Annotated in this window: 27 protein-coding genes, 1 tRNA gene and 2 riboswitches; of the genes, 11 read left to right on the forward strand and 17 right to left on the reverse strand. The window is 62.6% G+C overall.

The genetic code is table 11. The annotated features are described in order from the left end of the window. Positions 1-92 precede the first annotated feature (92 nt). From AC13C7_RS17280 to AC13C7_RS17295, 4 genes are all read left to right on the forward strand, one after another. On the forward strand, positions 93-1,901 hold the full coding sequence (locus AC13C7_RS17280; RefSeq protein WP_482868197.1) for an adenine deaminase: 1,809 nt from the start codon (positions 93-95) through the stop codon (positions 1,899-1,901). Further along, entirely contained in the window at positions 1,898-3,382 is a 1,485-nt protein-coding gene (locus AC13C7_RS17285; protein ID WP_172318222.1) for an AMP nucleosidase, read from the forward strand. Before AC13C7_RS17280 ends, AC13C7_RS17285 begins: the two co-directional genes overlap by 4 nt. A 132-nt stretch (positions 3,383-3,514) precedes the next feature. After that, positions 3,515-3,805 carry an HU family DNA-binding protein gene (locus AC13C7_RS17290; RefSeq protein ID WP_446117117.1) on the forward strand — a complete coding sequence of 97 codons (291 nt, stop codon included), beginning with the start codon at positions 3,515-3,517 and terminating at the stop codon, positions 3,803-3,805. Between the two features lie 70 nt (positions 3,806-3,875). Then, complete coding sequence (locus AC13C7_RS17295; protein WP_482868198.1) at positions 3,876-4,757, forward strand: DMT family transporter; 882 nt, start codon at positions 3,876-3,878, stop codon at positions 4,755-4,757. A gap of 72 nt (positions 4,758-4,829) precedes the next feature. Here AC13C7_RS17295 and AC13C7_RS17300 read toward each other — a convergent pair whose 3' ends face one another. Together AC13C7_RS17300 and aroC are read right to left on the reverse strand one after the other, a co-directional pair. After that, the gene (locus AC13C7_RS17300) at positions 4,830-5,540 is read right to left on the reverse strand and encodes a hypothetical protein (RefSeq protein ID WP_446117115.1); all 711 of its coding nucleotides are present in this window, start codon (positions 5,538-5,540) and stop codon (positions 4,830-4,832) included. Positions 5,541-5,611: 71 nt separating this feature from the next. Next, entirely contained in the window at positions 5,612-6,712 is a 1,101-nt protein-coding gene (gene aroC / locus AC13C7_RS17305; RefSeq protein WP_482868199.1) for a chorismate synthase, read from the reverse strand. A 98-nt stretch (positions 6,713-6,810) separates the two neighbouring features. Continuing rightward, positions 6,811-6,912, forward strand: a riboswitch (TPP riboswitch). A gap of 41 nt (positions 6,913-6,953) precedes the next feature. Here aroC and thiB point away from each other — a divergent pair. The 3 genes from thiB to AC13C7_RS17320 are packed head-to-tail and all read left to right on the forward strand — an operon-like array spanning position 6,954 to position 10,157. Continuing rightward, complete coding sequence (thiB, locus tag AC13C7_RS17310) at positions 6,954-7,940, forward strand: thiamine ABC transporter substrate binding subunit (protein WP_446117113.1); 987 nt, start codon at positions 6,954-6,956, stop codon at positions 7,938-7,940. After that, the gene (locus AC13C7_RS17315) at positions 7,916-9,481 is read left to right on the forward strand and encodes a thiamine/thiamine pyrophosphate ABC transporter permease ThiP (protein WP_482868200.1); all 1,566 of its coding nucleotides are present in this window, start codon (positions 7,916-7,918) and stop codon (positions 9,479-9,481) included. The genes thiB and AC13C7_RS17315 overlap by 25 nt, the downstream gene beginning before the upstream one ends. Next, positions 9,468-10,157 (forward strand): thiamine ABC transporter ATP-binding protein, encoded by a 690-nt coding sequence (locus AC13C7_RS17320; RefSeq protein ID WP_482868201.1) that lies wholly within the window; start codon positions 9,468-9,470, stop codon positions 10,155-10,157. The genes AC13C7_RS17315 and AC13C7_RS17320 overlap by 14 nt, the downstream gene beginning before the upstream one ends. A 66-nt stretch (positions 10,158-10,223) precedes the next feature. On the opposite strand, the gene AC13C7_RS17325 is transcribed toward AC13C7_RS17320, so the two are convergent. The 7 genes from AC13C7_RS17325 to AC13C7_RS17355 all read right to left on the reverse strand — a co-directional run bounded on the left by AC13C7_RS17325 (position 10,224) and on the right by AC13C7_RS17355 (position 15,409). Next, complete coding sequence (locus AC13C7_RS17325; protein ID WP_482868202.1) at positions 10,224-11,021, reverse strand: cytochrome c1; 798 nt, start codon at positions 11,019-11,021, stop codon at positions 10,224-10,226. A gap of 20 nt (positions 11,022-11,041) precedes the next feature. Beyond that, on the reverse strand, positions 11,042-12,385 hold the full coding sequence (locus tag AC13C7_RS17330) for a cytochrome b (RefSeq protein ID WP_446118509.1): 1,344 nt from the start codon (positions 12,383-12,385) through the stop codon (positions 11,042-11,044). A gap of 11 nt (positions 12,386-12,396) precedes the next feature. Further along, on the reverse strand, positions 12,397-12,972 hold the full coding sequence (gene petA, locus AC13C7_RS17335; RefSeq protein WP_172318202.1) for a ubiquinol-cytochrome c reductase iron-sulfur subunit: 576 nt from the start codon (positions 12,970-12,972) through the stop codon (positions 12,397-12,399). 237 nt (positions 12,973-13,209) lie between these two features. Next, entirely contained in the window at positions 13,210-13,635 is a 426-nt protein-coding gene (locus AC13C7_RS17340; RefSeq protein WP_482868203.1) for a GNAT family N-acetyltransferase, read from the reverse strand. Beyond that, positions 13,632-14,234, reverse strand: a complete 603-nt coding sequence (locus tag AC13C7_RS17345; protein ID WP_446118513.1) for a glutathione S-transferase family protein — start codon at positions 14,232-14,234, stop codon at positions 13,632-13,634. The genes AC13C7_RS17340 and AC13C7_RS17345 overlap by 4 nt, the downstream gene beginning before the upstream one ends. Before the next feature lie 215 nt (positions 14,235-14,449). Next, entirely contained in the window at positions 14,450-14,728 is a 279-nt protein-coding gene (locus AC13C7_RS17350) for a hypothetical protein (protein ID WP_482868204.1), read from the reverse strand. 54 nt (positions 14,729-14,782) lie between these two features. Beyond that, the gene (locus AC13C7_RS17355) at positions 14,783-15,409 is read right to left on the reverse strand and encodes an FMN-binding negative transcriptional regulator (RefSeq protein WP_482868205.1); all 627 of its coding nucleotides are present in this window, start codon (positions 15,407-15,409) and stop codon (positions 14,783-14,785) included. Positions 15,410-15,469: 60 nt separating this feature from the next. Further along, a riboswitch (FMN riboswitch) is annotated at positions 15,470-15,618 on the forward strand. 45 nt (positions 15,619-15,663) lie between these two features. Here AC13C7_RS17355 and AC13C7_RS17360 point away from each other — a divergent pair. Further along, positions 15,664-16,134, forward strand: a complete 471-nt coding sequence (locus AC13C7_RS17360) for a 6,7-dimethyl-8-ribityllumazine synthase (RefSeq protein ID WP_482868444.1) — start codon at positions 15,664-15,666, stop codon at positions 16,132-16,134. Positions 16,135-16,266: 132 nt separating this feature from the next. On the opposite strand, the gene mtaB is transcribed toward AC13C7_RS17360, so the two are convergent. Next, positions 16,267-17,523, reverse strand: a complete 1,257-nt coding sequence (gene mtaB / locus AC13C7_RS17365; RefSeq protein WP_482868206.1) for a tRNA (N(6)-L-threonylcarbamoyladenosine(37)-C(2))-methylthiotransferase MtaB — start codon at positions 17,521-17,523, stop codon at positions 16,267-16,269. Beyond that, complete coding sequence (dapF, locus tag AC13C7_RS17370; protein WP_482868207.1) at positions 17,520-18,371, reverse strand: diaminopimelate epimerase; 852 nt, start codon at positions 18,369-18,371, stop codon at positions 17,520-17,522. Before dapF ends, mtaB begins: the two co-directional genes overlap by 4 nt. Before the next feature lie 124 nt (positions 18,372-18,495). Between dapF and AC13C7_RS17375 the strand changes: the two genes are divergently transcribed. Then, positions 18,496-18,571: transfer RNA gene (locus AC13C7_RS17375), tRNA-Lys, on the forward strand. 4 nt (positions 18,572-18,575) lie between these two features. On the opposite strand, the gene AC13C7_RS17380 is transcribed toward AC13C7_RS17375, so the two are convergent. The 3 genes from AC13C7_RS17380 to AC13C7_RS17390 are packed head-to-tail and all read right to left on the reverse strand — an operon-like array spanning position 18,576 to position 20,120. Continuing rightward, positions 18,576-19,706 carry a site-specific integrase gene (locus AC13C7_RS17380; RefSeq protein ID WP_482868208.1) on the reverse strand — a complete coding sequence of 377 codons (1,131 nt, stop codon included), beginning with the start codon at positions 19,704-19,706 and terminating at the stop codon, positions 18,576-18,578. After that, positions 19,691-19,864 carry a hypothetical protein gene (locus AC13C7_RS17385; RefSeq protein WP_482868209.1) on the reverse strand — a complete coding sequence of 58 codons (174 nt, stop codon included), beginning with the start codon at positions 19,862-19,864 and terminating at the stop codon, positions 19,691-19,693. Before AC13C7_RS17385 ends, AC13C7_RS17380 begins: the two co-directional genes overlap by 16 nt. A 16-nt stretch (positions 19,865-19,880) precedes the next feature. Beyond that, entirely contained in the window at positions 19,881-20,120 is a 240-nt protein-coding gene (locus AC13C7_RS17390; protein ID WP_482868210.1) for a hypothetical protein, read from the reverse strand. 109 nt (positions 20,121-20,229) lie between these two features. On the opposite strand from AC13C7_RS17390, the gene AC13C7_RS17395 reads away from it, so the two are divergent. Both AC13C7_RS17395 and AC13C7_RS17400 read left to right on the forward strand, forming a co-directional pair. Beyond that, complete coding sequence (locus AC13C7_RS17395) at positions 20,230-20,685, forward strand: helix-turn-helix domain-containing protein (protein ID WP_482868211.1); 456 nt, start codon at positions 20,230-20,232, stop codon at positions 20,683-20,685. A 9-nt stretch (positions 20,686-20,694) separates the two neighbouring features. Beyond that, on the forward strand, positions 20,695-21,000 hold the full coding sequence (locus AC13C7_RS17400; protein WP_482868212.1) for a hypothetical protein: 306 nt from the start codon (positions 20,695-20,697) through the stop codon (positions 20,998-21,000). A 64-nt stretch (positions 21,001-21,064) separates the two neighbouring features. Here AC13C7_RS17400 and AC13C7_RS17405 read toward each other — a convergent pair whose 3' ends face one another. Genes AC13C7_RS17405 through AC13C7_RS17415 form a run of 3 tightly spaced genes read right to left on the reverse strand, consistent with a single transcriptional unit; the run spans position 21,065 to position 25,034 of the window. After that, a complete protein-coding gene (locus AC13C7_RS17405) occupies positions 21,065-22,174 on the reverse strand; it encodes a phospholipase D-like domain-containing protein (RefSeq protein ID WP_482868213.1) in 1,110 nt (369 codons plus the stop codon). A gap of 21 nt (positions 22,175-22,195) precedes the next feature. Further along, complete coding sequence (locus tag AC13C7_RS17410) at positions 22,196-23,119, reverse strand: DNA methyltransferase (protein WP_482868214.1); 924 nt, start codon at positions 23,117-23,119, stop codon at positions 22,196-22,198. After that, positions 23,097-25,034 (reverse strand): Eco57I restriction-modification methylase domain-containing protein, encoded by a 1,938-nt coding sequence (locus AC13C7_RS17415; RefSeq protein WP_482868215.1) that lies wholly within the window; start codon positions 25,032-25,034, stop codon positions 23,097-23,099. The genes AC13C7_RS17410 and AC13C7_RS17415 overlap by 23 nt, the downstream gene beginning before the upstream one ends. Between the last annotated feature and the right edge of the window lie 80 nt (positions 25,035-25,114).

The following is a 25,114-nucleotide window of genomic DNA, read 5'->3' on the forward strand; positions in this document are numbered from 1 at the left end:
CGGAGGCACCTGCGAAACCCCTAATCCTGCGCGCCGTCTGCTGTCATGAAAATGTCGCTTGAAGCCGCAAAAAACCGGTGTCACGCTTGGGCATGGAAAAAGTGACTGAAATCAACACATGGGCCGACTGCGTCGCCGATCTGGTCGCCGTCGCGGCCGGACGCAAACCCGCCGATCTGGTGATCCGGAACACGAGGCTTGCCAATGTGCAGAGCCGCGAGGTGCTGGACGGCTGGGAGGTGGCGGTGATCGCGGGCCGCTTCGCCTATGTCGGGCCGGATGCGGGGCACTGCATCGGGGATGGCACAGAGGTCATTGACGCCAAGGGCCGCTACCTGATCCCCGGTCTTTGCGACGGGCATATGCACATTGAATCGGGCATGCTGACGCCCGCCGAATTTGCCCGCGCGGTTGCGCCCCACGGCACCACCACCATGTTCACCGACCCGCATGAGATCGCCAATGTGCTCGGCCTGCGCGGCGTGCGGCTGATGCATGACGAGGCGCTGATGCAGCCCGTGAACATCTACACGCAGATGCCCTCCTGCGCGCCGTCCGCGCCGGGGCTGGAGACGACAGGCTACGAGATCAGCGCCGAGGATGTGGCCGAGGCGATGACCTGGCCCGGTATCATCGGCCTGGGTGAGATGATGAATTTTCCGGGCGTGGTGAATGGCGACCCCCAGATGCTGGCCGAGATGGCCGAGACGATGCGCGCAGGCAAAACCGTGGGCGGGCATTACGCCAGCCCCGACCGTGGCCCGGCCTTCCACGCCTATGCGGCGGGCGGGCCTGCGGATGATCACGAAGGCACGCGGGAGAACGATTCCATCGACCGCGCGCGGCAGGGCATGCGCTCGATGATGCGGCTGGGATCGGCCTGGTATGATGTCGAAAGCCAGATCACGGCAGTGACGGAAAAAGGGCTGGACCCGCGCAACTTCATCCTCTGCACCGATGATTGCCATTCCGGCACGCTGGTGAACGATGGCCACATGAACCGGGTGCTGCGCCACGCGATTGAGTGCGGTTGCGACCCGATGGTCGCGCTTCAGATGTGCACGATCAACACCGCCACGCATTTCGGGCTGGAACGCGAGCTTGGCTCGATCGCGCCGGGGCGGCGGGCCGACATGATCCTGACATCTGACCTGGCGGCCCTGCCGATCGAGCAGGTCTTCGCGCGCGGGGTGATGATAGCCCAGGAGGGCCGGATGCTGGCCGATTGCCCGCATCTCGACTGGCCCGAGGACGCCCGCCAGACGGTGCATCTGGGCAAGGAATTGACCGCCGCGGATTTCGAGATCGAAGCCCCCGAAGGGGCCAATTCGGCCCGCGTCAGAGTAATCGGCGTGGTCGAGAACCAGGCCCCGACCGAGGCGCTGGTCAAAGAACTGCCGGTGATCGACGGGCTGGTCGAGGGCGAGGGTGGCACCTGCCAGATTGCGCTGGTGGAACGCCACCGCGCGACAGGCGGCGTGGTCAATGCCTTCGTCTCGGGCTTCAACTACGAGGGCCGGATGGCCATGGCCTCGACCGTGGCGCATGACAGCCACCACATGATCGTCGTCGGCACCGACCGCGAAAACATGGCGCTGGCCGCGATGCGGTTGGGTGAGGTCGGCGGCGGTGTCACCTTTTACAAGGACGCAGAGGAACAGGCGCTGGTCGAACTTCCCATCGCCGGATTGATGTCCGACAGCCCCGCCCACGAGGTCGCCGCCAAGGCCGACAGGCTGGTCGCCGCGATGGCCGCCTCTGGTTGCAGGCTCAACAATGCCTATATGCAGCATTCGCTTCTGGCCCTGCCGGTGATCCCGGCGCTCCGTATCTCGGACCTGGGGCTGGTCGATGTCAGCACATTTCAACTCACCTCCCTTTTCGCAGAGGAACCTGCATGACCCTGCATTCGCGACACTTGCCGATCCAAAGCCCGCCCAAGGCCGAACCGAGGGTCTTTACCGATGCGCGCGAGGCGGTGGCCTATCTGCAGGAGTGCTATGCCCATGCGACGGCGTTCCTGGCGCAGAAATTCAACGCCGTTGTCGGCGGCGAAATGCCCGATTGCCGATTCCGCGCCTTCTATCCCGAGATCCGGATCACCACGACCAGCTTCGGCCAGGTCGACAGCCGCCTGTCCTTCGGCCATGTGTCCGAGCCCGGCACCTATGCCACCACGGTCACCCGGCCCGACCTGTTCAAGCATTACCTGACGCAGCAGATCCAGCTTCTGCTCGACAATCACAGCGTGCCCATCGGGATCGGGCAATCGACCACGCCGATCCCGGTGCATTTCGCGGTGCTGGACGATGCCGATATCCAGATCCCGCAGGAAGGCGCGATGCGCTTTCCGCTGCGCGACGTGTTCGACGTGCCCGATCTCAGCACCACGAATGACCGGATCGTCAATGGCTACGGCTTTCACAACGAGGACGGATCGGGCCCGCTGGCCCCCTTCACCGCGCAGCGCATCGACTATTCGCTGGCGCGGCTGTCGCATTACACCGCCACCGCGCCCGAGCATTTCCAGAACCATGTGCTGTTCACCAACTACCAGTTCTATGTCGACGAGTTCGTCGCCTATGCGCGCGAGGTGCTGCGCGACGCGGCCAGCGGCTACACCGCGCTGGTTGGCCCCGGCAACCAGGTGATCACCGATCCCGACGCGGCGTTGCATGAGCTGGCCAAGCTGCCGCAAATGCCGACCTTTCACCTCGTGCGCGAGGGCGGGGCGGGCATCACCCTGGTCAATATCGGCGTCGGCCCGTCGAATGCGAAGACCGCGACCGACCATATCGCCGTGTTGCGCCCGCATGTCTGGCTGATGGTCGGCCATTGCGCGGGCCTGCGCAATTCGCAGAGCCTTGGCGATTACGTGCTGGCCCATGCCTATCTGCGCGAGGATCACGTGCTGGACGACGACCTGCCGGTCTGGGTGCCGATCCCGGCGCTGGCCGAGGTGCAGATCGCGCTGGAACACGCGGTCGAGGCGGTCAGCGAGTTCGAGGGCTTCGACCTCAAGCGCATCATGCGCACCGGCACGGTGGCCACCATCGACAACCGCAACTGGGAATTGCGCGACCAGTCCGGCCCGGTGCAACGGCTGAGCCAGTCCCGCGCCATCGCGCTGGATATGGAAAGCGCCACCATCGCCGCCAACGGGTTCCGGTTCCGGGTGCCCTATGGCACGCTTCTGTGCGTCTCGGACAAGCCCCTGCATGGCGAATTGAAGCTGCCTGGCATGGCCAGTTCGTTCTACAAAACGCAGGTTTCGCGGCATCTTCTGATCGGAATCCGCGCGATGGAGGCGTTGCGGGAAATGCCCCTGGAACGGCTCCACAGCCGGAAATTGCGCAGTTTCGAGGAGACAGCGTTCCTCTGAATGGGCAAAAAGCCACAAAAAACGCTGTTTTCTTGGGTTTTCGGCACACTAATCGTTGTGTGCCCCCCCTACATTCGGTTACCGTCTTGCCAACGAGCCCCATGGGTTCGGGCAGTTTAGGAGAAAACAAACATGGCACAGAAACCCATGACCAAGACCCAACTCGTGGCCGCTCTGGCAGATGAGATGGGAAGCGACAAGAAAGCGGCCGCCGCCGCGCTGGACGCCGTATCCTCGGTTGTCAGCAAGGAGGTCGCCAATGGCGGCGCGGTGACCCTTCCGGGCATCGGCAAGGTCTATTGCCGCGAGCGGCCCGAACGTATGGTCCGCAACCCCGCAACGGGCGAGCAGATCAAGAAGGACGCCGACAAGGTGGTGAAAGTGACGATCGCCAAGGCGCTGAAGGACAGCGTCAACGGCTGATTGCCTTCCCCGTCAAGAACATGCGAAGGGTCGTCCATCGGGCGGCCCTTTTGCTTTGGATGGAAGAACCATGGATCTGCGCGCCATTGCGATGGGATTGCTCTTCGCGCTTATCTGGTCCTCGGCCTTCACCTCGGCCCGGATCATCGTCGAGGCCGCGCCGCCGCTGGCCTCGCTGGCAGTGCGCTTTGCGATCTCGGGCGGGATCGGCGTGGTGCTGGCGCGCGCGCTCGGCCACAGTTGGTCCCTCAGCCGGGCACAATGGCGCGCCGTGATCATCTTCGGGGTCTGCCAGAACGCGCTTTATCTGGGCCTGAACTTCGTCGCCATGCAGTGGATCGAGGCGGGGCTGGCGGCGATCATCGCCTCCTCCATGCCGTTGATCGTGGCCGCCGCCAACTGGGCCGTCTTCCGCGAGCGCCTGCCTGCCATCGGTGTCCTGGGCCTCTTTGCCGGTTTCGGCGGTGTGGCGCTGATCATGGCGCAGCGGCTGTCTGGCGGGGTCGATGCGACCGGCGTGGCGCTCTGCCTCATCGGGGCGCTGGCGCTGGCGGTGGCAACGCTGTCGGTGCGCGGGGCGTCGACCGGGGGCGGCAGCGTGCTGATGGTTGTGGGGTTGCAGATGCTGGTCGGCAGCGCGGCGCTCTTGCCCTTTGCGCTGGTGCTGGAGACATGGGAGGTCACCTGGTCCTGGCAACTTGGCGTGGCCTTCACCTACACGGTCTTTGCGCCGGGGCTGCTGGCGACGCTCATCTGGTTCGTTCTGGTCAGCCGCATCGGCGCGACCCGCGCCGCGACGTTCCATTTCCTGAACCCGTTCTTCGGCGTCGCCATCGCCGCGCTGGTCCTGGGCGAGGCGCTGACCGGCGCCGACATCCTGGGCGTGGGGATCATCGCAGGCGGTATCCTGGCGGTGCAGTTGGCGCGGGTGGGCAACGCAGGTGTCAGGTGAGGACGAGCGATTGCTGCGCCACCGATCGGGGCGATCTCCAGGGGCTGATGGATCAGGGGGCAGAGTGGCGTGTCAGACGCTGCCGGGATCGTTGGTCGATGTGACCTGGACATTGTCCACGCCCCAGCTTTCATCGCCGACATCTTGGTCGAGGGTTGACCCGAAACCGACGCTCATCGACGGGCCGGGATTCGTGACCTCGACCCGGACCGAGAAACTCTGATCGGTCCAGCCGTTGTTATAGCCGGAGTTTCCGCGTGTCCCGTTCGGTGTCAGGGTCACGGAATAGTTGCCATCGCTCGTCACCCATGACCCGGTCGTGCCGCTGGTGCGATAGTCGAAGTTGTGGGCGCTGATCGGGTTGCCGTCGATGAAGAGGATGAATTCCTCGCTGTCCCAACTGTCGATGGCGTGCATGTCGAACTCGACCACGGCGCTGTCATATCCCGAGAGCAGGTCGTAGGTGCGCGTCACCATTTCTTCGCCGTTCGACCCGCCATAGGGGCCGAGGATGCCGCCGAAGGCGTCCTCGCTGCCATCGACCTGGCCCCCGACCCAGAACCCGGCGGAGTTCTCGAAATCGTCGAAATAGGTCTGGCGGGCAAAGCTTGTATTGACGATATTGCCGCGCAGGGCGGCTTCGATGTCACCGGCGATATTCTCGACACCGACGGCGCTGGAATTGACCGCGGCGAGGCCCGAGCCGACCATGGCGGCGGACAGCACGACGTAATCGGTCGTGACAGCGCCCGATTCAGAGCGGATGAAGTCGGTCAGAAGCATGGTTCCGGTCCCGTATATTGTCCCCCGACAAGGATCAATAAACGGGAATCATGGTTAAATTAGGAAAGAAATCAGCCGATTTGCCCGCGATTTGCCCCAATCTGACCGCGATGCAGCAGCAGGTGATCGAGGATCACGGCGGCCATCATCGCCTCGCCCACGGGCACCGCGCGGATGCCGACGCAGGGGTCGTGACGGCCCTTGGTAACGATTTCGGCGGCTTCGCCCGACTTGGTGATGGTCTTGCGCGGCGTCAGAATGGACGAGGTCGGCTTGACCGCGAAGCGCACCACCACATCCTGCCCGGTGGAGATCCCGCCCAGAATGCCGCCCGCGTGGTTGGAGTTGTAGACCGGGCCATCCGGCCCCATCGCGATTTCATCGGCATTGGCTGATCCGGTCAGGGTCGCGGCGCCCATGCCCTCGCCGATCTCGACGCCCTTGACGGCATTGATGCTCATCATCGCAGCGGCAAGGTCGGTGTCCAGCTTGGCATAGACCGGCGCGCCGAGGCCCGCAGGCACGCCGCGCGCCGTCACTTCGATGATCGCGCCGACGCTGTCGCCGGATTTGCGCAACTCGTCAAGGTATGCCGCCCAGGTCTCGGCGGCCATGGCGTCGGGCGTCCAGAATGGGTTCTGTTCGATCTGGTTCCAGTCGAAATTGCCGCGGTCGATGCCGTGCGGCCCCATCTGCACCATGTAGCCGGTGATCTTCAGCCCCGGCGCCAGTGTATCGAGCGCCGCCCGCGCGATGCCGCCCGCCGCCACCCGCGCCGCCGTTTCGCGCGCGCTGGAGCGCCCGCCGCCGCGCGGATCGCGGATGCCGTATTTCTGCCAATAGGTGATGTCGGCATGGCCGGGGCGGAATTTCTCGGCAATGTCACCGTAATCCTTGGATCGCTGATCGGTGTTGCGGATCATCAACTGGATCGGTGTGCCGGTGGTCTGCCCCTCATAGGTGCCCGAGAGGATTTCCACCTGGTCGGGTTCGCGCCGCTGCGTGGTATATCTGTTCTGCCCCGGTTTGCGCTTGTCCAGCCAGTGCTGCAGCATCGCCGCATCGATGCGAACCCCCGGCGGGCTGCCATCCACTGTTGCACCCAATGCGGGCCCGTGGCTTTCGCCCCAGGTGGTGACGCGGAAGAGGTGGCCATAGCTGTTCATCGACATCGGCGCGCGATCCTTGGTTGTTCGGCCAAGGGGGTAGCGCGCCGCAGGCCCGATGCCAAGCCCATCCCTTGCCAAGCGCGGGCGCAGGGATTAGGTGCAGGGATACCTCGGGGGGGCCGGAAGGCCTGAGATGCTGCTTCAGCGGACCCGTTGAACCTGAACCGGTTAGGACCGGCGGAGGGAAGGTCTGGGATGCTCTCAACACCTCACTTCGCCCGTCGCAATGAAAGGCAAAGTGACCATGAAAACGCCCCTCATCGCCTCGGGATTGATCCTTGCGGCTGGCATGGCCAGCGCGGATACACCCGTCTTGACGATCTACACCTATGACAGTTTCACCTCAGATTGGGGCCCCGGCCCGGCGGTCGAAGCCGCGTTCGAGGAAACCTGCGGCTGCGACCTGCAATTCGTCGGCGCGGGCGACGGGGCCTCGTTGCTGGCGCGGCTGCGGCTGGAGGGCGACAGCACCGATGCCGATATCGTGCTTGGCCTCGATACCAACCTGATTGCCGCCGCGCGCGAGACCGGCCTTTTTGCCGATCACGGGGTGGACGCCTCAAACCTGACCCTGCCGGTGGCGTGGCAGGACGACCAGTTCCTGCCCTTCGACTGGGGCTATTTCGCCTTCGTCCACGACACCGACATGCAGAATGTGCCGACCAGTTTTACCGAGCTGGCCGAAAGCGATGCGCGTATCGTGATTCAGGACCCGCGCTCCTCTACCCCTGGCCTGGGGCTGTTGATGTGGGTGAAATATGTTTACGGCGATGCGGCGGAAGCCGTCTGGGAGGCGCTGGCCGACAATATCGTCACCGTCACGCCGGGCTGGTCCGAGGCTTACGGGCTGTTCCTGGAGGGCGAGGCCGATATGGTCCTGTCCTACACCACCTCGCCCGCCTATCACCTGATCGCCGAGGAGGATGACACCCGCACCGCGGCGCTGTTCGACGCGGGCCATTACCTCCAGATCGAGGTGGCGGGCATGGTCGAAGGCTCGGACCATGCGGACCTTGCGCGCGACTTCCTGGCCTTCATGCTGACCCCCGCGTTCCAATCCGTCATCCCCACGACCAACTGGATGTACCCCGCCGCCCTGCCCGCGTCGGACCTGCCTGAGGGGTTCGACACGCTGATCCAGCCGCAACCGGGGCTGATTTTTACGCCGGAAGAGGCTGCCGCCCTGCGCGATGAAGCATTGGAAGAATGGCGCGCAGCGCTCAGCCAGTAGGGATCTCGGCCTGGGTGGGGGCGGCTGTCGCGGCCCTCGTCCTGACCGTGATTGCCGTGCCGCTTGGCGCGGTGATGTTGCGCGCCGATGCGTCATCGGGGCTTGGGCCTGCCGATTGGGCGGCGGTGCGCTTCACCGTGGGGCAGGCGTTCCTGTCGGCGCTGTTCAGCGTCGGGCTTGCCATTCCCGTTGCCCGCGCGCTGGCGCGGCGGAACTTCCGGGGCCGCAGCGCCTTGATCGCGCTTATGGGCGCGCCCTTCATCCTGCCGGTGATCGTCGCGGTCCTGGGACTGCTGACCGTTTTCGGGCGGCAGGGTGCGCTCAGCGAGATCCTGCGCCTTTTCGGCCTGCCGGGGGTGGAGATCTACGGGCTGCACGGTGTCGTGCTGGCGCATGTCTTCTTCAACCTGCCGCTGGCGGTGCGGCTGATCCTGCAGGGCTGGCTGGCGATCCCGGTGGAGCGTTTCCGCCTGGCCGCGACGCTTGGGTTTTCCTCGCGCGACATCGCGCGGCACATGGAGCGCCCGATGCTGCGCAATGTCCTGCCGGGTGCGTTCCTGGTGATCTTCCTCATTTGCACCACGTCCTTCGCGGTCGCGCTGACGCTTGGCGGGGGGCCGCGTGCCACGACGGTGGAACTGGCGATCTACCAGGCGTTTCTGTTCGATTTCGACCTCGGACGTGCGGCGCTGCTTGGGGTGGTGCAGGTGGCGATCTGCGTGATAGCGGGCGTCTTCGTCCTCTGGGTTGCGACGCCCAATGCGATTGGCACCGGCCTCGATCAGCCGGTGGAACGCTGGGATGGGCAGAGCCGCGCCGCGCGCCTGCTGGATGGCGCGTTCATCACCGCCGCCGCGTTGTTCCTGTTGCTGCCGCTGATGGCCGTCGTGCTGCGCGGGGCGGGGGCGATTGCCACGATGCCGCCGTCGATCTGGGTCGCGGCGCTGCGCTCCATCGCCTTGTCGCTGGTGACGGCCAGCGTTGCCGTGGGGATGGCCCTGCCGATGGCGTTGCTGATCGGGCGGGGCCGGGCGCGGGGGCTCTTGGAGACCATCGGCGCGCTGTCCATCGCCGTCTCGCCGCTGGTGATCGGCACCGGGCTGTTCCTGATCCTGCGCCCCATTGCAGGGCCGACGGATATGGCGCTGCCGGTGACGGGCCTGGTCAATGCGCTGGCGGCGCTGCCTTTCCTGCTGCGGGCACTGGTGCCTGCGGTGGAGCAGGCCGAGGCTGGATATGGGCGGCTGGCGCTGTCGCTTGGCCTCTCCGGTCCGAACTACCTGCGCCATGTCCTGCTGCCCCGCCTGCGCCGCCCGCTTGGCTTCGGTGCCGGATTGGCCGCCGCGTTGTCGATGGGCGATCTTGGGGTGATCACGCTCTTCGCGGCGCCGCAACAGGGTACGTTGCCGTTGGAGATGTATCGGTTGATGGGATCGTACCGCACCGACGATGCGCAGGGGGCGGCGCTGCTGCTCCTGGTGTTGAGCCTCGCGATATTCTGGATCTTCGACAGGGGAGGGCGCGTGAATGCTGCGGTTTGAACAGGGGCTGCTGCGCTTCGACGATTTCACGCTGGAGGCCGATTTCGAGGTTGCAAAGGGCGACCGGCTGGCCGTTCTGGGCGCGTCGGGCAGCGGCAAGTCGACCTTGCTGAGCGCCATTGCCGGGTTCCTGACGCTGGATCGGGGCCGCGTGATCGTGGATGGCGTGGACGTGACCCGGACACCTGCCCCGAAACGCCCGTTGAGCATCCTCTTTCAGGAGGGAAACCTGTTTCCGCATCTCAGCGCCTTCGACAATGTGGCTCTCGGACTGCGCACCGATTTGCGTCTGGACGAAGGGACGCGGGCGCGTGTTCACGAGGCGTTGGCCCGTGTCGGGCTGGCCGAGATGGCGGCGCGCAAGCCGGGCGATCTGTCGGGCGGGCAGCGCTCGCGCGTGGCGCTGGCGCGGATGCTGCTGAGGGGCAAGCCGCTGGCCCTGCTGGATGAGCCCTTCGCCGCGCTCGACCCCGGATTGCGGGCCGAGATGCTTGCGCTGATGGGCGAGCTGTGCGCCGATACCGGGTTGACGCTGGTCATGGTCAGCCACGACCTGCGCGATGCGGAGCGGTTGTGTTCGCATCTGCTGTTGCTGGAAGGCGGGCAGGTGGCGCTGCAGGGCGCGATGGCGGATGTGCTGCGCGACCCGCCCGAAATCCTGCGGCCCTGGATGTGACCCTCAAGACGAAAAACGCGCCCCGGATCGGAGCGCGTTTTCAGTTTCTGTCCTGAAGCGAAGGCTTCAGTTTTCCTTGGCCCGACGCTTGATCGGTGCCCAGAGACGCTTGTTGGTCAGGTAGAGCAGCACCGCCAGCAGACCCAGAAGCAGCACGGCGGTAAAGCCCATCTTCTTGCGGGCCATCATCTGCGGCTCGGCGGTCCACATCAGGAAGGCGGCGACATCCTCGGCCATGCTTTCCGCGTCATTGGGCGAGCCGTCGTTGAATTCGACCAGACCGTCAAAAAGCGGCGGCGACATCGACAGCAACCCGCCGGGAAAGACGTCGTTGCCGTAGAGGTAGATGCCCGCGACCTCTTCGTCATTCCCGTTATAGCCGGTGAGCAGCGAGGTGATGTATTCCGGGCCGCCCATGCCGAAGAGGAACTGGTTGATTCCCAGGCCGTAGGGGCCGCTGAACCCGGCCCGTGCCTTGGCCATCAGCGACAGGTCCGGCGCGCCGGCACTGTCAATGTCCGGGAAGTTGTCGTTCGGGGTGGCCGGGCGGTAGTCGCGCAGATCCTCGTCCCAGACCTCGATGAAGTTCTGTTCGATATAGGCGCGGACCTGGTCCTCGGAGATGCCGGGGCCGCCTTCGTCAGAAAGCGAGCGGATCGGCACGTAGCGCAGCCCGTGGCAGGCCGAGCAGACCTCGGTAAAGACCTGAAGCCCGCGTTGCAGCTGGTTCTGGTCATAGGCTCCGAACGGCCCCTCGAAGGAGAAGCTGTAATTGGTGACTTCACCTTCCACGACTGCGGCAAGTGCTGCCCCACCCGAAAGCGTCAGGGCGGTGAGTGTGGTCAGGGCAAGTTTCTTAAACATTGCGTGCATGTCCTTTTCTATCACTCGGCCGGGGAGGTGACGGTGTCGCCATCCGCGTCCGGCTTGCCGTAATGCGCATCGAAGTCCTCTTCGATGGTGGCGGGTGTCGGCAGCGGTTTCTCGAAGATGCCCAGAAGCGGCAGGATCACCAGGAAATAGGCGAACCAATAGGCCGAGCCGATCAGGGCGATGTAGGGATAGATCCCCTCGGCCGGCATTGCGCCCGCCCACATCAGCACCATGAAGTCGATCGCAAGCAGCCAGAACCACCATTTGAACATCGGGCGATAGCGGCCCGAGCGCACGCTGGAGGTATCCAGCCACGGCACCAGCGCCATCACGGCGATGGCCCCGAACATGGCGATGACGCCGAAGAACTTGGCATCGACGATACCGCCGGTCAGCCAGTTGGCCGCGATGACCACCCAGACCTCGGAATCGAAGGCGCGCAGGATTGCGTAGAAGGGCAGGTAATACCATTCCGGCACAATCGCCGCGGGCGTCGAGAGCGGGTTGGCCTCGATGTAGTTGTCGGGGTGGCCAAGGTAGTTCGGCATGAAGCCGACAACCGCGAAGAAGGCCACCAGCACCACGGCCAGCGCGAAGACATCCTTGATCACGAAGTAGGGCCAGAACGGCAGCGTGTCGGCATCGGCCTCCTTGCGGGAGGAGCGGCGCACTTCAACACCCGTGGGGTTGTTGTTGCCGGTGGTGTGGAAGGCCCAGATATGCACCACGACCAGTCCGGCAATGACGAAGGGCAAGAGGTAGTGCAGCGACAGGAAGCGGTTGAGCGTAGCGTTGTCCACCGACGGCCCGCCAAGCAGCCAGGTCTGGATCGCCTCGCCGACGAAGGGGATCGCGCCGAAGAGGCCGGTGATCACGGTGGCGCCCCAGAACGACATCTGGCCCCAGGGCAGAACGTAGCCCAGGAAGCCGGTCGCCATCATGAGCAGGTAGATCAGCATGCCGATGATCCACGTCACCTCACGCGGGGCCTTGTAGGAGCCGTAGTAGAGGCCGCGGAAGATGTGCAGGTAGACCGCGATGAAGAACAGCGACGCGCCGTTCATGTGGATATAGCGAATGGCCCACCCGCTGTTCACGTTGCGCATGATGTGTTCGATCGAGGCGAAGGCCAGATCGACATGCGGGGTGTAGTGCATCACCAGGATGACACCGGTGACGATCTGCAAGACCAGGCAGAAGGCCAGCACGATGCCCCAGATCCACATCCAGTTGAGGTTCTTCGGCGTGGGGATGAACAGCGTGTCATAGAGAAGGCCGATGACCGGCAAGCGGCGTTCAAGCCACTTTGCGCCATTGGACTTCGGTTCGTAATGGTCGTGGGGAATGCCCGACATGTTCTGCTCCCTTAGCCCAGAAGAATGGTGCTGGCGTCGATGAATGCCGCATTGGGAACGTGCAGGTTCTCGGGTGCGGGTCCCTGGCGGATGCGGCCCGCCGTGTCGTAATGCGATCCGTGACAGGGACAGAACCAGCCATCGAAATTGCCCGCCTCTCCCAGGGGGACGCAGCCCAGATGGGTGCAGACGCCCCACATCACCAGCCATTCGCCGGCATCCTCGCCCTCGAAGGGGGCGAGCGTGCGGTTCGAGTCCGAGGCGTCGGCCCCGGTGGCGGCATTGACGTTGCGCGATTCGGTATCGGGAAGGTCCGACAGGTCCACGGCGCGCGCTACGGTGATTTCTTCCTCGGTGCGGCGACGGATGAAGATAGGCTTGCCCAGGAAGAGGACAGTCAATTGCGTCCCCGGCGACAGGTCACCGACATCGACGCGCAGCGTCGAGGCGGCCTGCACATCGGCGGACGGGTTCATCTGATTGACCAGCGGCCAGACGGCAGCACCGGTGGCGACCACACCCACGCCACCAGTGGCGTAGTAAAGAAAGTCGCGGCGGGTGCTGGGATGATCTTCTGCGTTTGACACCGAAAGCGTCTCCCTCAACATCGGGCCCGGGATTGGTGGGCCGAAAAACCTAGCGAGGCCGCGATAAACGCAGCCGATCTAGGGCCTTTTATAAGCTGCGACACGCCCGCGTCCAGCGGACAAACGCGCACAGACCGCCCGAATTCCGCCCGAATTGTCGCAGTAGGGGGCGAAACGCACGCCTGAGGGTTGAAACCACGGGGCGCAATCCCGGCTCACGCGAGCCGCGCGGGGGAATCAGCGCAGGCGCATCTCCATCTTGCGGTGCGCGATGCCCGCGTCGTCGAACTCTGGCCCATGGGCGGCGAACCCGATCGCCTCGTAGAAGCCGATCGCGTGGGTCTGCGCCTCCAGCGTGACGCGGGCGCTGCCCATCTGCCGGGCAAGGTCCAGCGCGTGGGCCATGATGCGATGCCCCAAGCCGGTGCCGCGATGCGACGCGATCACCGCCACCCGCTGCACCTTGACCGTGTCGCCAAGCGGGCGCAGGCGGGCGGTGCCCACGGGCTGTCCGTCCTGCAGCGCAAGGATGTGGTGGCAGTCATCCTCCAGCCCGTCCCATTCCTCGGCTTCGCTGACGCCCTGTTCGCCCATGAAGACGGCGCGGCGCAGGGCAAAGCACATCTCGCGCTCGGCCCGGGTCGTCGCGGTGCGGATGATCATGCCTTTGGCGCGGTGGCCTGCATCGCGGGGCGCTGCGCGAATCCGGCCTCCCATCCGGCGAGAGCGTCCCGGCCCGCGCGCCACGCCTTGTCCGGGTGGCGGAAATCCAGATAGCCAAGCGCGCAGCCCATGGCGATATGGCCCATGTCCATCGGTCCGGCCAGGTGGCTCATCCAACGCGCCTCGACCGCATCCAGCGCGCGGGCGATCTTGTCCCACTGCGCGTCCATCCAGGGCTGATACCAGTTTTCCTCAGGGCGCAGGCGCTTCTCGTAGACCGAGATCACGGCGGCCTCCATGATGCCATGCGCGGTGGCCTCCAGTGTCAGCGTCTCCCAGATGCTGGCATCGGGGTAGAACGCGGCATTTGCACGGGCGTTCAGGTAGCGGGCGATGACGCGGCTGTCATAGATCGCCGGGCCATCGTCGCGCAGCAGCGCGGGGATCTTGCCCACCGGGTTGGCGGCGGCGAGGGTGGTGTCGGTCGCCATCGGCGTGGTGGTGACGAAGATCTCCTCCACGTCTGCCTGGCCGGTTTCCTGAAGCAACACGCGGATGATGCGCACGAAGGGCGACGCGCTGGATGAGAGAAGGGTGATCATGGCAGGGGCTCGATTTCGGATGGTTTGGGGCTGTGGCGGCAATCTCCACCTGTAGCGCCCATGGATACAAGCCCCAAGTTGCATCGCGGACCCGTCGGCCCGTGATCGGGCTCAATAGAAACAGGGAGTGTCGCATTGGGCATGCTCCCCCATCATGAGAAGTTGTCGGCGTGCCAGAGACGAGCATACGGGACTGCGCCCCGTCCCGGATGTCAGCCGATCCGGCGCAGTTTCAGCCGGGTCCAGGCGGTCGCGTCGATGGCAACACCCCGGCCATTGCCCAAGCGGTAGGCCCTGCGCCAGCGCCAGGTCGAATTGACCTGTCCGTCATCGGTGCGCATGGTCAGCCCCTCGGGCGTTTCATCCATCAGATCCTCGACCCGCTGGTCCAGCCGACCATGTGAGGTGGCGTGCGCGATGGCGTATCCGGCCAGCGCGATGGAGCCGTATTTCAGGGCGAGACCGGCGATGGGCATGATGGGAACGGGCATGGGGCACCTCCTGCTTTCTTTGCCATCAAAGGTAGGCACGGGCAGGCCACATGTCTAATGCTTCACCCCGGCCCCCCGCATCAGGGCGGCCAAAAGGGCGGTTTCTTGCCCAATCGGGCTTGAGGCAAGGTGATCGGCAGCCGCGTCGCGCACCGCGCCCTCCTTGTTCTGGCCAAGTTTCCAGGTTCCGTCGATCTGATCGACGTCGAAGCGGAAAGGCCGGATCATCCGCATCATGCGGATAAGCGCGCCGGGGGTCATCTTGTCGGCGGTCCAGGGCTGTTTCGGCAAGAGCTGCGCTTCGAAATGGGCGCTGAGCCGGGCGAGCGCGCCGCGCAACTGCGCTGCCTCCAACGGCACGAGGGTGCCCCGCAGATGCACCGCGACATAGTTCCAGGTCGGCACCTGGTCGGGCGCGCCATACCAGTCGGGCGAGATATAGCCATCGGGGCCCGTGACGGCGATGACGGCAGGGGTGGGGGCGTTGACTGCGCGTGAGATGGGATTGGAGCGGACGAGGTGAAGCTCCGCCACCGCGCCCGCTTCGTCCAGCACGAAGGGCACGTGAGAGACCAGCGGCGCGGGATCGGCGTTGAGGATCAGCGTGCCAAAGCCGCGCTCGCGCGCGAAGCCGATATTGCGGGCGCGCGGCTCGGCTCGGAATGTGGGGTTGGGGTGCATCGGGCGCGCTCCTTCAACGTCAGAAGGCTTGCCTAGCGCGGCAAGCTCTGCAAAAGCTAGTCCCGTTCTCAGGGCGGGGTGCAATTCCCCACCGGCGGTATATCGGGTCAACCGATGAGCCCGCGAGCGCCCTTGCACCGCGCAAGGGGTCAGCAGACCCGGTGAGAGGCCGGGGCCGACGGTGACAGTCCGGATGAAAGAGAACGTGCGCAGCCTGCCCCTTGTTCGGGGCGGCGTCTGCGTCCGTGATCGCCTTGGGTGGATTTGTGTCGAACCAGAAGGAGATCACCATGACACCCACCCGATATGCGTTCGTGAAAGCCAATTGGCATGCCGGGATCGTCGATCAGGCGCTGGCGGGCTTCACCGAGCTTATCCCCGCCGACCATGTCGACGTGTTCGACGTGCCCGGCGCCTTTGAAATGCCCCTTCTGGCGCGCGACCTGGCCATGACGGGGCGCTACGCGGCCATCGCCTGCGCCGCGCTGGTCGTCAATGGCGGCATCTACCGGCACGATTTCGTGGCGCAGGCCGTGGTCGACGGGCTGATGCGGGCCGGGATGGATAGCGGCGTGCCGGTCCTGTCAGTCTCGCTGACGCCGCACCAGTTCCAGGAGACGGCGCATCACGTCGACATCTACAAGGCGCATTTCATCCAGAAGGGGCGAGAGGCGGCAGAGGCCGCGCTGATGATCGGCAGGACACGGGCGGCGCTGGCGGCCTGAGAGGGGGGAAGGCGGGGTCAAACCCTGCCCTGCGGCCCATATCCGAACCGGTGAACCTGGCGGCGTGATCAGAGCCTCCGGCGGGGATATTTTCGGAACAAAGACGCCAGGAGCGGTGCCCGGCGTGTCGGATCACGCGCTGAGTTGCGTGGTTGAGTGGCCCGTGATGCGGGCGGTGACGATCTGGCCCTCGGGCTGGTCGGAGGCGAAAGTCACCTCGGTGAATTGCTCGGTCCGGCCCATGCGCGGGTTTTCCAGCAGCACCTTGTGGGTGCGCCCGACCTGCTCGGTCAGATGCGCCCGCACACGCGCAGCCCCCGCCGCCCTGAGCCGCGCGGCACGATCCTTGATCAGGTTGCCATTCACCTGGTTGGGGATCTTCGCCGCCGGCGTGCCTGGACGCCTGGAATAGGGGAAGACATGCAGCCAGGTCAGGCCGCATTCCTCGATGAGCCGCAGCGAGTTTTGAAACATCTCCTCCGTCTCGGTCGGGAAGCCCGCGATGATATCGGCCCCGAAGGTCATGTCCGGGCGCAGGCGGCGCGCCTCCTCGGCGAAGCGGATGGCATCGTCGCGCAGATGGCGGCGCTTCATCCGTTTCAGGATCATGTCGTCGCCATGTTGCAGGCTGAGATGCAGATGCGGCATCAGGCGCGGCTCACGCGCGATGGCCTGCATGAGGTTCTCGTCCACCTCGATGGAATCGATGGAGCTGATCCTGAGGCGCGGCAGGTCGGGCACAAGTTTCAGGATGCGCATGACCAGATCGCCAAGGCGGGGCAGGCCGGGCAGGTCCGCCCCCCAGGAGGTCAGGTCCACCCCCGTCAGCACCACCTCGTTATAGCCGCGATCCACCAGCCGCTTGATCTGATCGACCACGACACCGGCAGGCACGGACCGCGAATTGCCCCGGCCATAGGGGATGATGCAAAACGTGCAGCGATGGTCGCAGCCGTTCTGCACCTGCACATAGGCGCGGCTGCGGGTGCCGAAGCCGTCGATCAGGTGGCCCGCGGTCTCGGTCACGCTCATGATGTCATCGACCATGACCTTTTCGGTCTGGCCGATGAAATCGCCGGCAAGGCCCGCCCAGGTCTCGGGCTGCATCTTTTCGGTGTTGCCGATCACCAGATCGACCTCCGCCATGTCGCGGAAGGTTTCGGGTTCGGTCTGCGCGGCGCACCCTGTGACGATCACACGCGCCTCGGGGTTGTCGCGGCGCAGGCGGCGTATCTCCTGCCGGGCCTTGCGCACGGCCTCGGCGGTGACGGCGCAGGTATTCACGATGACGGCATTGTCGATGCCCGCGTCACCGGCAAGCTCCTTCATCGCCTCGGTCTCATAGGCGTTGAGGCGGCAGCCGAGCGTATGGAAGACGGGCGCGGTCATTCTGCCAGCCCGTTCAGGAAGTCGGGCGTCAGCACGCCGTCGAAGACATGCGCCGTCGGCCCCGTCATCCAGACCCCATCCTCGCGCCAGTCGATGAAGATGCGCCCGCCATCGAGGTCCACCGTCACCTTGCGCCCCGTCAGCCCGCGCCGCGCGGCGGCCACGGCGGTCGCGCAGGACGACGAGCCCGAGGCCAGCGTTACCCCCACACCGCGTTCCCAGACCCGCATCCGAAGATGGTCGGGGGCAACGAGATGCGCGAACTGCACATTGGTGCGTTCGGGGAAGAGCGGGTGATGCTCCATCTCGGCACCGCGCGCCGCAAGGTCGATGGCCTCGGCATCGTCCACGAAAAAGGTGCAATGCGGATTGCCCATGCCAGTGGCGACCGGCGCCCCCTCGATGGGCAGGGTCAACGTGTCCATCTCGCGGGCAAGCGGAACCTCGCGCCAGTCCAGCTGCGGCACCCCCATATTGACCGAGGTCAGTCCGCCCCCTGCATCCACCGCCTGCAGGATGCCGCGCTCGGTGCGCAGGGTCAGGTCGGCGGCCCCGGTCCGGTCCATCTCATACCGCGCGATACAGCGCGTGGCATTGCCGCACGCCCCGGCGGTCGAGCCATCGGCATTGTAGAAGGTCAGGTCCAGATCGGCCCCATTGCCCGTCTCAATCACCGCCAACTGGTCAAAGCCCACACCCCGATTCCGGTCGGCCAGCGCCCGTGCCAACGCAGCCGAAACGCCCGCGCCGGTTGGCCGCGCGTCGATGACGACGAAGTCATTGCCGGCCCCGTGCATCTTCATGAAGGGCAGGCCGGTCTGGTGTGTGCCTTGAACCATGCGCGGCATATACGCCGCCCTCGCATGATTTGAAATCCCGCACGTGCCGATTTTCGCTTGACGCCCTGCGGAGGGGTTTATAGAGAAGCCGCCTGTGACGGGCAGCCCACCGGGCCACCCTTTGCATCAGAGTGGGCCGTTAGCTCAGTTGGTAGAGCAACTGACTTTTAATCAGTGGGTCGCAGGTTCGAATCCTGCACGGCTCACCACTTCTCATAAGTTATCCTTTCCCTGCTTGGGTTTGGTGTCGGATTTGACGAACCTCTTGGGAAGGTTCGCCAAATTGCGCTCGCCATTCGGGCGGGCGATCAGTTTCTCCATGGCGGAATCGGCCATGCCTTCGCGGCCAGCTGCCTCTGTGTAGCGCTGCACGAGGGCAAGTGTTTTGTGCCCCGTAACAGCTCCGATCTCGTGCGCAGTCGCCCCGGCCTCGGCCAATCGGCGCGCGCAGGCTTTTCGAAGTCCGTGGGCGGAACACTGGGGCAGCTTCGCATCCTCAGTCCAACGCTGCATAAGGTTGCCCAAGCCACCAGCCGAACGCATGGTGCCTTTCTTTGTCGCTAGGAATGGGCGGTCCTTCGGCAACGTGTCGAGCACCTCGGCCAAATCCGGGTGGATCGGCACCGAAACCAAGACCCCGCCAGAGCGTTGCGTCTTTTGCCGCCGGTATTCGATCTTTCCGTTCCGAATGTTCTTCGGCCCCAGCTTCACCGCATCGACCCGCGCCGCACCGGTATAGAGCATCAACGTCACGGCCGTATGCGCCAACGTGCCGGCCTTGTGGGCCTTGAAGAACTGCGCCAGTTCGTCCTCGTCCCAGGTATGGAAGCCATCACCTCCCACGCGGAAAGGCTTTGTGGCCCGCGCCGGGTTATCGCCGCGCCAATCCAGCGTTATGGCAAAATCCATCAACTGGATCAGCCGCTTGCGCAGGTTGTTCGCTGCAGTGGGCGTCTCGGCCTTCTCGGCCAGGATCGTCTGCACATGCCGCCGCTGCATCAACCTCACCGGCTTGTCACCATGCTCCGCTCGGAACTTCTCGACTATCCCGCGATAGACTTTCTGCGTGCTGGGCGCCAGATCGAGGAACTCGGGCGAGCGATACCAGAGCGCGACAAGCTGGCTGACGCTGTAGGGCTTGGTCCGGTTCGCCCCGATCAGCCCGCGCGTCTTGTGGCCGTTCACCGCGTCCTCATAGCGACGGACGAAATCCTCCGAACCATAGTCACTTCCCAGCTCCGCCGAAAACCCGCCCTTCCGAAACCGCCACCGCCGCTTCCCGTGTCGGTCGAAATAGGCCGTTGCGCCGGGAAACTGCTTGCGGTGTTTCACGGGCGATCCCATGGGTTGTTGACCTCGTCGGTCTGCTTCTCGGTGCTGTAGATCACGACCTTGCCGTCACGGCTGATTTCGGATCGCACGACCGGGATGCCTGCATCCCGGTAGGCCCTAAGGTATCGTGTCAACTCGCTCTGCGTCAGGGTCGCGCGGGGCATGGCCATGGTGTGTCCTTCTCCGTCAGAGGCTCTGATGCTGCGGTTCGCCCAAGGGTAAGCCTGGCTGATCGCTTTCCGGGCGCTTCACCTTGGTCGCGTTCTTCTGGAACCGTTCCCAGCCGCTCATGGTCAGAAGCTTAGTTTTCGCGGAAATCTCGACGAACTCCAGCCGTCCATCGTTCATCGACGCGCGAACTTGCGCGGCGCTTAAACCAACAAGATCACCCAGTTCTTTCGGTGAAAGCAGTTTTTCCTGTGCCAAAACCCTCTCCTTTTCGTAAGGTAGCGCGAATCGGGTTGAATGCGCTCGTGCGCAGTGGCCCAATAACGAAACACAACGAATAACGTTCATTTGTGCGTTTAGCACTCATATGAACGCAACCGCAAGTGGATTGCTGTCGAAAATGGCGGATCGTCCCTATGACTACCTGAGCGCCCTCGGCGCGCGCATCGCGATTGTGCGCAACGAGTTGGGTATGTCGCAGGCGAAACTAGCTGAATCGCTCGGAATCTCGCTGCGCGCCTACCAGAGCTATGAGCTTGGCAAGCGCTCGATCCCGGTCGAGGCGTTGGTCGAGATGCACCGAAAGTTCGATGTGGACCTGAATTGGATTTTGTTGGGAGTTGAAGCAGTACGTATGAAACACGACATTGCCGCCCTTGAAGAGTTCGAGGTCGCGCTGGACAAGTACCTGTCCGACAGCGGCACAAAGCTGAAAAGCGAAAAGCGCGGGGCGATTGCCGCGCGTTGGTACCGGTCCTTTCTGGAAGGGAAGGAAATCGCCATGGACGACGTCCACACCTGGATCGAATTGTTGAGAGAGTAGCGAATGGACATGAGACAACCCGAGGCGTGGCAACGCCATCAACTGGCGTCAACCGAGCGAATGCAGGCTGACCTTGGCCGCTACACGCGCCCGGTGATGAGCATCATGGCAACCTGCTCCCTGGTCTACCTGATGACCTGGGGGCCACTCTACGCGTTCTGGGAAGTAGACAACATGCCTTGGATTCCGCTTCTGGCCGCGGCCTTCTCCGGCGTTGTAGTCGCAATGACCTTTCCGGCCTTCGCCTTGGCAGTTGGGATTGAAAGCTACTTCTACCGTCGCCTGTGTTCGTCACAGGCCAAACCAGTCAAATAGGCCAAATACGTGATGCTTCAGGCCGTTGGGTGAGGAGTACGAGTAGACGACGTCGCCCGGATGGCTAGATGTATCTCCACCATGTAGCTCGTTCCTTGTCGCTGATACTCATTTGCGTGGATTCATTCTTGAACCCGTCTTCCAGCGTCGCCTTGATCTGATTTCCTTTCGGGCTGCCAACGTCATGGACCTCATAGGCAACGGTGCCGCCACTTTTTTCGAACCTGGCGTAAGGATCGTCGAAGTCCTTCAATTCGGGGATTTCTAGCTTGATCGTGTTCTGCTTATTGTGCGCTTTTGCAGGGTTCAAGCCATGCACTGTACCTGATTGAACGCTCTCGACTTGCGTGATGTCTTTGAAGAACTTGTCGGCCACGCGAAACGGAATTTGGGTTTGCGTCCCTCGTGCCTTGCGCAGTCGCATCAACACAGTAGTGCCTGAGGGATCGGCCTCATGGGGCTCACTTGCATTGGCACCGCCGGGGGGAGCTGGTTTCTTCTTCGGCTTCTTTGCGGCTAGTTTGGGTGGGGCGTAAGTGCGTGACCCGAAAAGCTTTTCGGTAGCAGAACCATCTGATTTCTTTTTGCTTTTTCTTTGTGGGGGTCGAATATTTGCTTCTTTTTTGATGTAGCCGTTGTCCAGAAGCTTCGACAAAAGCGGCGTATCCAGCTTCAAGGCAAAGCCAGAACTCGTGTCCTGCCACGATGCCATGGCGTCGAGAGCGCTCTCAATGACATCGTCGGTCAGCGCTGTGTCGAACTGTAACCCGGCCTCGACGTTGGAATATAGGCCTGAAGCGGTCATGTTGTTTGAGCCGACGATCAAACGTGCCTCTTCGACATTTCGAAACAGATAAACCTTTGGATGAAAAACACTTCCAGCTTCATTGTGATAGACGAAAGTTTCGCTTGTTCCATGGTCTTCGAGTTTAACTAGCGCTTTCAGGCCTTCAAACGACGTATTGTGAAGATCAATACCAACAATGAACCTTAGATGCCCGCCGCTTTTGAGAAACTTGATAAGGCTATCTTCCAGGTGGGAGACGCCCGAGGCTCTCACCCAGGCGACAGCTACATCCAAAGTGTCCCAATACGTCTCGATCCCTTTGACTTCTTGGATTTGCTTCAGAAGCTCAGTGCCGAACCGGATAGCAAGCGGTTGGTTATAAAACATTTCTCACCCAGATTGATTTGACTACACCAAGGGTAGATGTGTTTCTGGTTCTTCGTCGATAGGCAAGTACGGCACTGTCAGCTGGATTCCGTCCATCAGATCAGCGTATTTTTTTGCTTTCGGCCCCTTAGACTTGGTTTTGCTAGGCTTCGAGAAAATCAAGACATATTCGTGCACGTTCTTGAACAAAAAGTTCGGGGGGTAGGGATAGCTGCCAAAAATCGGGCGCTGAGCACCAAACGATCCCCACTTTCCTCCAGTGCCGTCTTTTGACCAGATAACCTCGTTCACCATTACGAAACCGACACTTCGCAAGAGCACTGCGAAATCCGTCGCCAGGGGAAACGTTAACAGGCCGTGATCAGTGTGCTGATTCACGTTGGCGGTCACCACACACATCTTCCGACCAGGTTGAAGCACTCGATAGCATTCTTCGAACACGGGACGAATTCCGTCCAAAAATTCGCGATAGTTCTGAATGTTGCCCAGATTGTCAGGACCATCGCCGTAGTCGGCCTTGTCCCAATAGGGTGGACTTGTCACTACCAGTCCGATGCTATCGTCGGCAACTGCGTCCATGTTTCGGCTATCGCCGTGAATCGTATCCAAGGGAACGAAGTCATTTTCATGCCCGTTCCTCAAAGCAGAGCATTCCTTCTTAATGATCTCGACGTATGCAGGGTTCTGTTCAACACAAACAGCTCGCCGGCCGAGGGGGATCGCGGCCTTGGCGGTCGTGCCGGTCCCCGCAAACGGGTCGAGAACGGTCTCCCCGTAAAAGCTGAAAAGCTTTGTAAGCCGATGCGGGATTTCAGTAGGAAAGGCAGCTGGGTGGTCTTTATGCGCTTTGTTAGCGATGGACCAAACTGTTTTCGTGTACTCGCGCCACTCCTCTTTCGTCAGTCGACTTTTTTCTTTGATTTCAGGCGGCACGCGTTTTGTCATAGGCTTCTTCCCTGTGGTTCTTAAGGTGGTCCCGCTCGAAGAGCCGGGCTTCTGTTGCGATCTCATGGTAGATTGCTAACTCTCGAGCGAGGCTAGCTTCTTGTCCCAGCGACTGGAGCAATACCGCGTCAATCTCGCTCTTTATTTCCGGCGCTGAGCTAGCGGAAAAAGTGTATGACACCCTTCCTTTGTTGACGCTTCTATTGGGGGCTCGCTGGACAATTTCCCAGAGGTCTTCGCCGAGGTTTGCCAACCGTCTGAGCGTTGAGTTGGAGAAAGTTGATTGCCCGACAGGTATTTTTTGCAGCGTCGCCCGATTTACGTGGAACCCATCCCCATGAACATGCCACCACCAAAACACCAAATTGCTTGAAAGGAGTGCGTACCCAGCCTTCGCATCTTCCTCAGAGCAGAATGACAGCCTGATCAATGGGTTAGTTGAAAGAGCCTCGATATCACCCTTTGCGTGGGGAAATGGACGGGCGACACCTAAAAAGTTGTATGCGGTTGGTGCGACAAAGACCTCATGCTCGCCACCAGCAGGGACTTCTCGGAGCGTTGACCTGCCCCAATCTGTAACGATGTGCGACAGGACAAGATGGTGATGGGACAGATCTGCAAGCAATCGGGACTGCAAATCCCCGTTGATTTTTGGGATTCCGGAACGAATGCCGACGTTCAATTGGGTATATTCAATTAAATCCAGCATCCGTTGGCGATCTTGGCCACGCCATTTCCTCAGCGGTCCGGAGTGGACCGACTTGGTGTCTTGTTGCTTCTCCCACAATATGATCGTGTTCCGCGTTTTGACGTCTTCACCAAATAGCGCATGTGGTTGACGATCAAAATGTGCAAACCTCCAGATGCCGCTCTGGCGTTCAATTAGGTGTCGGCACGCGGAGAACTGTTTCCCAGAGTTGCACGCGATAGATAGTGGCACCACCAAAGCACCTTGCGCCCGGGAGCCAGCGAGACGCGTCATCTGTTCGATAAAGACGGGATACAAGTCGGCGGTCCGCGTCGGGTTCGCTGCAACAGTTTCGAATCTCAGCGCCAGTTCATGCCAGTCTTTTCTGGAGCCAAATCTTGCGTAAGGCGGGTTCCCCAAGATGACATCAAATCCTTCGGCGGCAGCCGGAAAGACCTCGGAAATCTTCTTTCTACCTTCCAACTTTGAGGCGCTTCTATCTGGGTCAATTGACAATGCATCGATGTGCTTGAGGTTTTGTCGAAGCTTGCTCCATGCCTCGAATGGTGAACTTTCGACTTCAACCGCTGCGTCCAGGCTGTCAATGAGAATGACCGTGGCAGCTCCGTCCAATGCGATCGGGTCAATATCACACCCGAAAAGGGTGTCACATGCCAAGCGAAACGCGTTGGCAGACGGCGTTCTTTTCACCAATTCAACCAAGGCGGCACGCAGAAATACACCGGTCCCGACAGCCGGATCGAGGACCTTGGGCGCTCTTTCCAAGATGCAATTCGAAAAGACTGAGCGCGCCATAAAGGACGCTACATCTGGAGGTGTGTAAAACACACCTGCGGCTTTCTTTGCAGTACGTGCGGTGTTCGTCGAAGGATCGCGCATCACACTCAGCCGGGAGCCAGGTCCGTGCACTTCAAGGATGTATGGCAGCAGCTCGTAGACACCATTTGAGTTGGCGATGCATTCAAGGTCAGACCGGATTTCAGCATCTAGGTCCCGCCACGAAGTCCGGTGTGGCGCGCTTAGCTGGTCGCCTAGGAACCAACTTATCGCGTGCTCTATCCCGAAGTCTTGGATTCTGCCGCGATCAACCGATGCAATAAACCAGGCAGATAGACAGAGCCAGGATGCTCTTTCGACATCTCCGGCGACTGCCTTCATCAAAAGGTCTGGAAGCATCGCCTTGTCACCATCCAATGCAACGCGCACGCGAGAAGCTGCCGCCCTAGCGTGCCGGGCGACATTTTCAACAGCGCTCGACAGCACGTAGCCGCGCCTTGGAACCCCAT

The sequence above is a fragment of the Alterinioella sp. B-7 genome, assembly GCF_056857775.1.

Bases quoted from the DNA above. Each gene is read 5' to 3' on its own strand.
- AC13C7_RS17300 (WP_446117115.1), bottom strand. From the start codon at position 5,540: ATGCTTCTGACCGACTTCATCCGCTCTGAATCGGGCGCTGTCACGACC.
- AC13C7_RS17355 (WP_482868205.1), bottom strand. From the start codon at position 15,409: ATGCACCCCAACCCCACATTCCGAGCCGAGCCGCGCGCCCGCAATATC.
- AC13C7_RS17295 (WP_482868198.1), top strand. From the start codon at position 3,876: ATGGATCTGCGCGCCATTGCGATGGGATTGCTCTTCGCGCTTATCTGG.
- AC13C7_RS17315 (WP_482868200.1), top strand. From the start codon at position 7,916: ATGGCGCGCAGCGCTCAGCCAGTAGGGATCTCGGCCTGGGTGGGGGCG.
- AC13C7_RS17285 (WP_172318222.1), top strand. From the start codon at position 1,898: ATGACCCTGCATTCGCGACACTTGCCGATCCAAAGCCCGCCCAAGGCC.
- AC13C7_RS17385 (WP_482868209.1), bottom strand. From the start codon at position 19,864: ATGGCCATGCCCCGCGCGACCCTGACGCAGAGCGAGTTGACACGATAC.
- AC13C7_RS17380 (WP_482868208.1), bottom strand. From the start codon at position 19,706: ATGGGATCGCCCGTGAAACACCGCAAGCAGTTTCCCGGCGCAACGGCC.
- AC13C7_RS17340 (WP_482868203.1), bottom strand. From the start codon at position 13,635: ATGATCATCCGCACCGCGACGACCCGGGCCGAGCGCGAGATGTGCTTT.
- AC13C7_RS17405 (WP_482868213.1), bottom strand. From the start codon at position 22,174: ATGTTTTATAACCAACCGCTTGCTATCCGGTTCGGCACTGAGCTTCTG.
- AC13C7_RS17290 (WP_446117117.1), top strand. From the start codon at position 3,515: ATGGCACAGAAACCCATGACCAAGACCCAACTCGTGGCCGCTCTGGCA.
- mtaB (WP_482868206.1), bottom strand. From the start codon at position 17,523: ATGACCGCGCCCGTCTTCCATACGCTCGGCTGCCGCCTCAACGCCTAT.
- AC13C7_RS17280 (WP_482868197.1), top strand. From the start codon at position 93: ATGGAAAAAGTGACTGAAATCAACACATGGGCCGACTGCGTCGCCGAT.
- AC13C7_RS17325 (WP_482868202.1), bottom strand. From the start codon at position 11,021: ATGTTTAAGAAACTTGCCCTGACCACACTCACCGCCCTGACGCTTTCG.
- AC13C7_RS17400 (WP_482868212.1), top strand. From the start codon at position 20,695: ATGAGACAACCCGAGGCGTGGCAACGCCATCAACTGGCGTCAACCGAG.
- AC13C7_RS17320 (WP_482868201.1), top strand. From the start codon at position 9,468: ATGCTGCGGTTTGAACAGGGGCTGCTGCGCTTCGACGATTTCACGCTG.
- AC13C7_RS17330 (WP_446118509.1), bottom strand. From the start codon at position 12,385: ATGTCGGGCATTCCCCACGACCATTACGAACCGAAGTCCAATGGCGCA.
- thiB (WP_446117113.1), top strand. From the start codon at position 6,954: ATGAAAACGCCCCTCATCGCCTCGGGATTGATCCTTGCGGCTGGCATG.
- AC13C7_RS17395 (WP_482868211.1), top strand. From the start codon at position 20,230: ATGAACGCAACCGCAAGTGGATTGCTGTCGAAAATGGCGGATCGTCCC.
- AC13C7_RS17410 (WP_482868214.1), bottom strand. From the start codon at position 23,119: ATGACAAAACGCGTGCCGCCTGAAATCAAAGAAAAAAGTCGACTGACG.
- dapF (WP_482868207.1), bottom strand. From the start codon at position 18,371: ATGCCGCGCATGGTTCAAGGCACACACCAGACCGGCCTGCCCTTCATG.
- aroC (WP_482868199.1), bottom strand. From the start codon at position 6,712: ATGTCGATGAACAGCTATGGCCACCTCTTCCGCGTCACCACCTGGGGC.
- AC13C7_RS17350 (WP_482868204.1), bottom strand. From the start codon at position 14,728: ATGCCCGTTCCCATCATGCCCATCGCCGGTCTCGCCCTGAAATACGGC.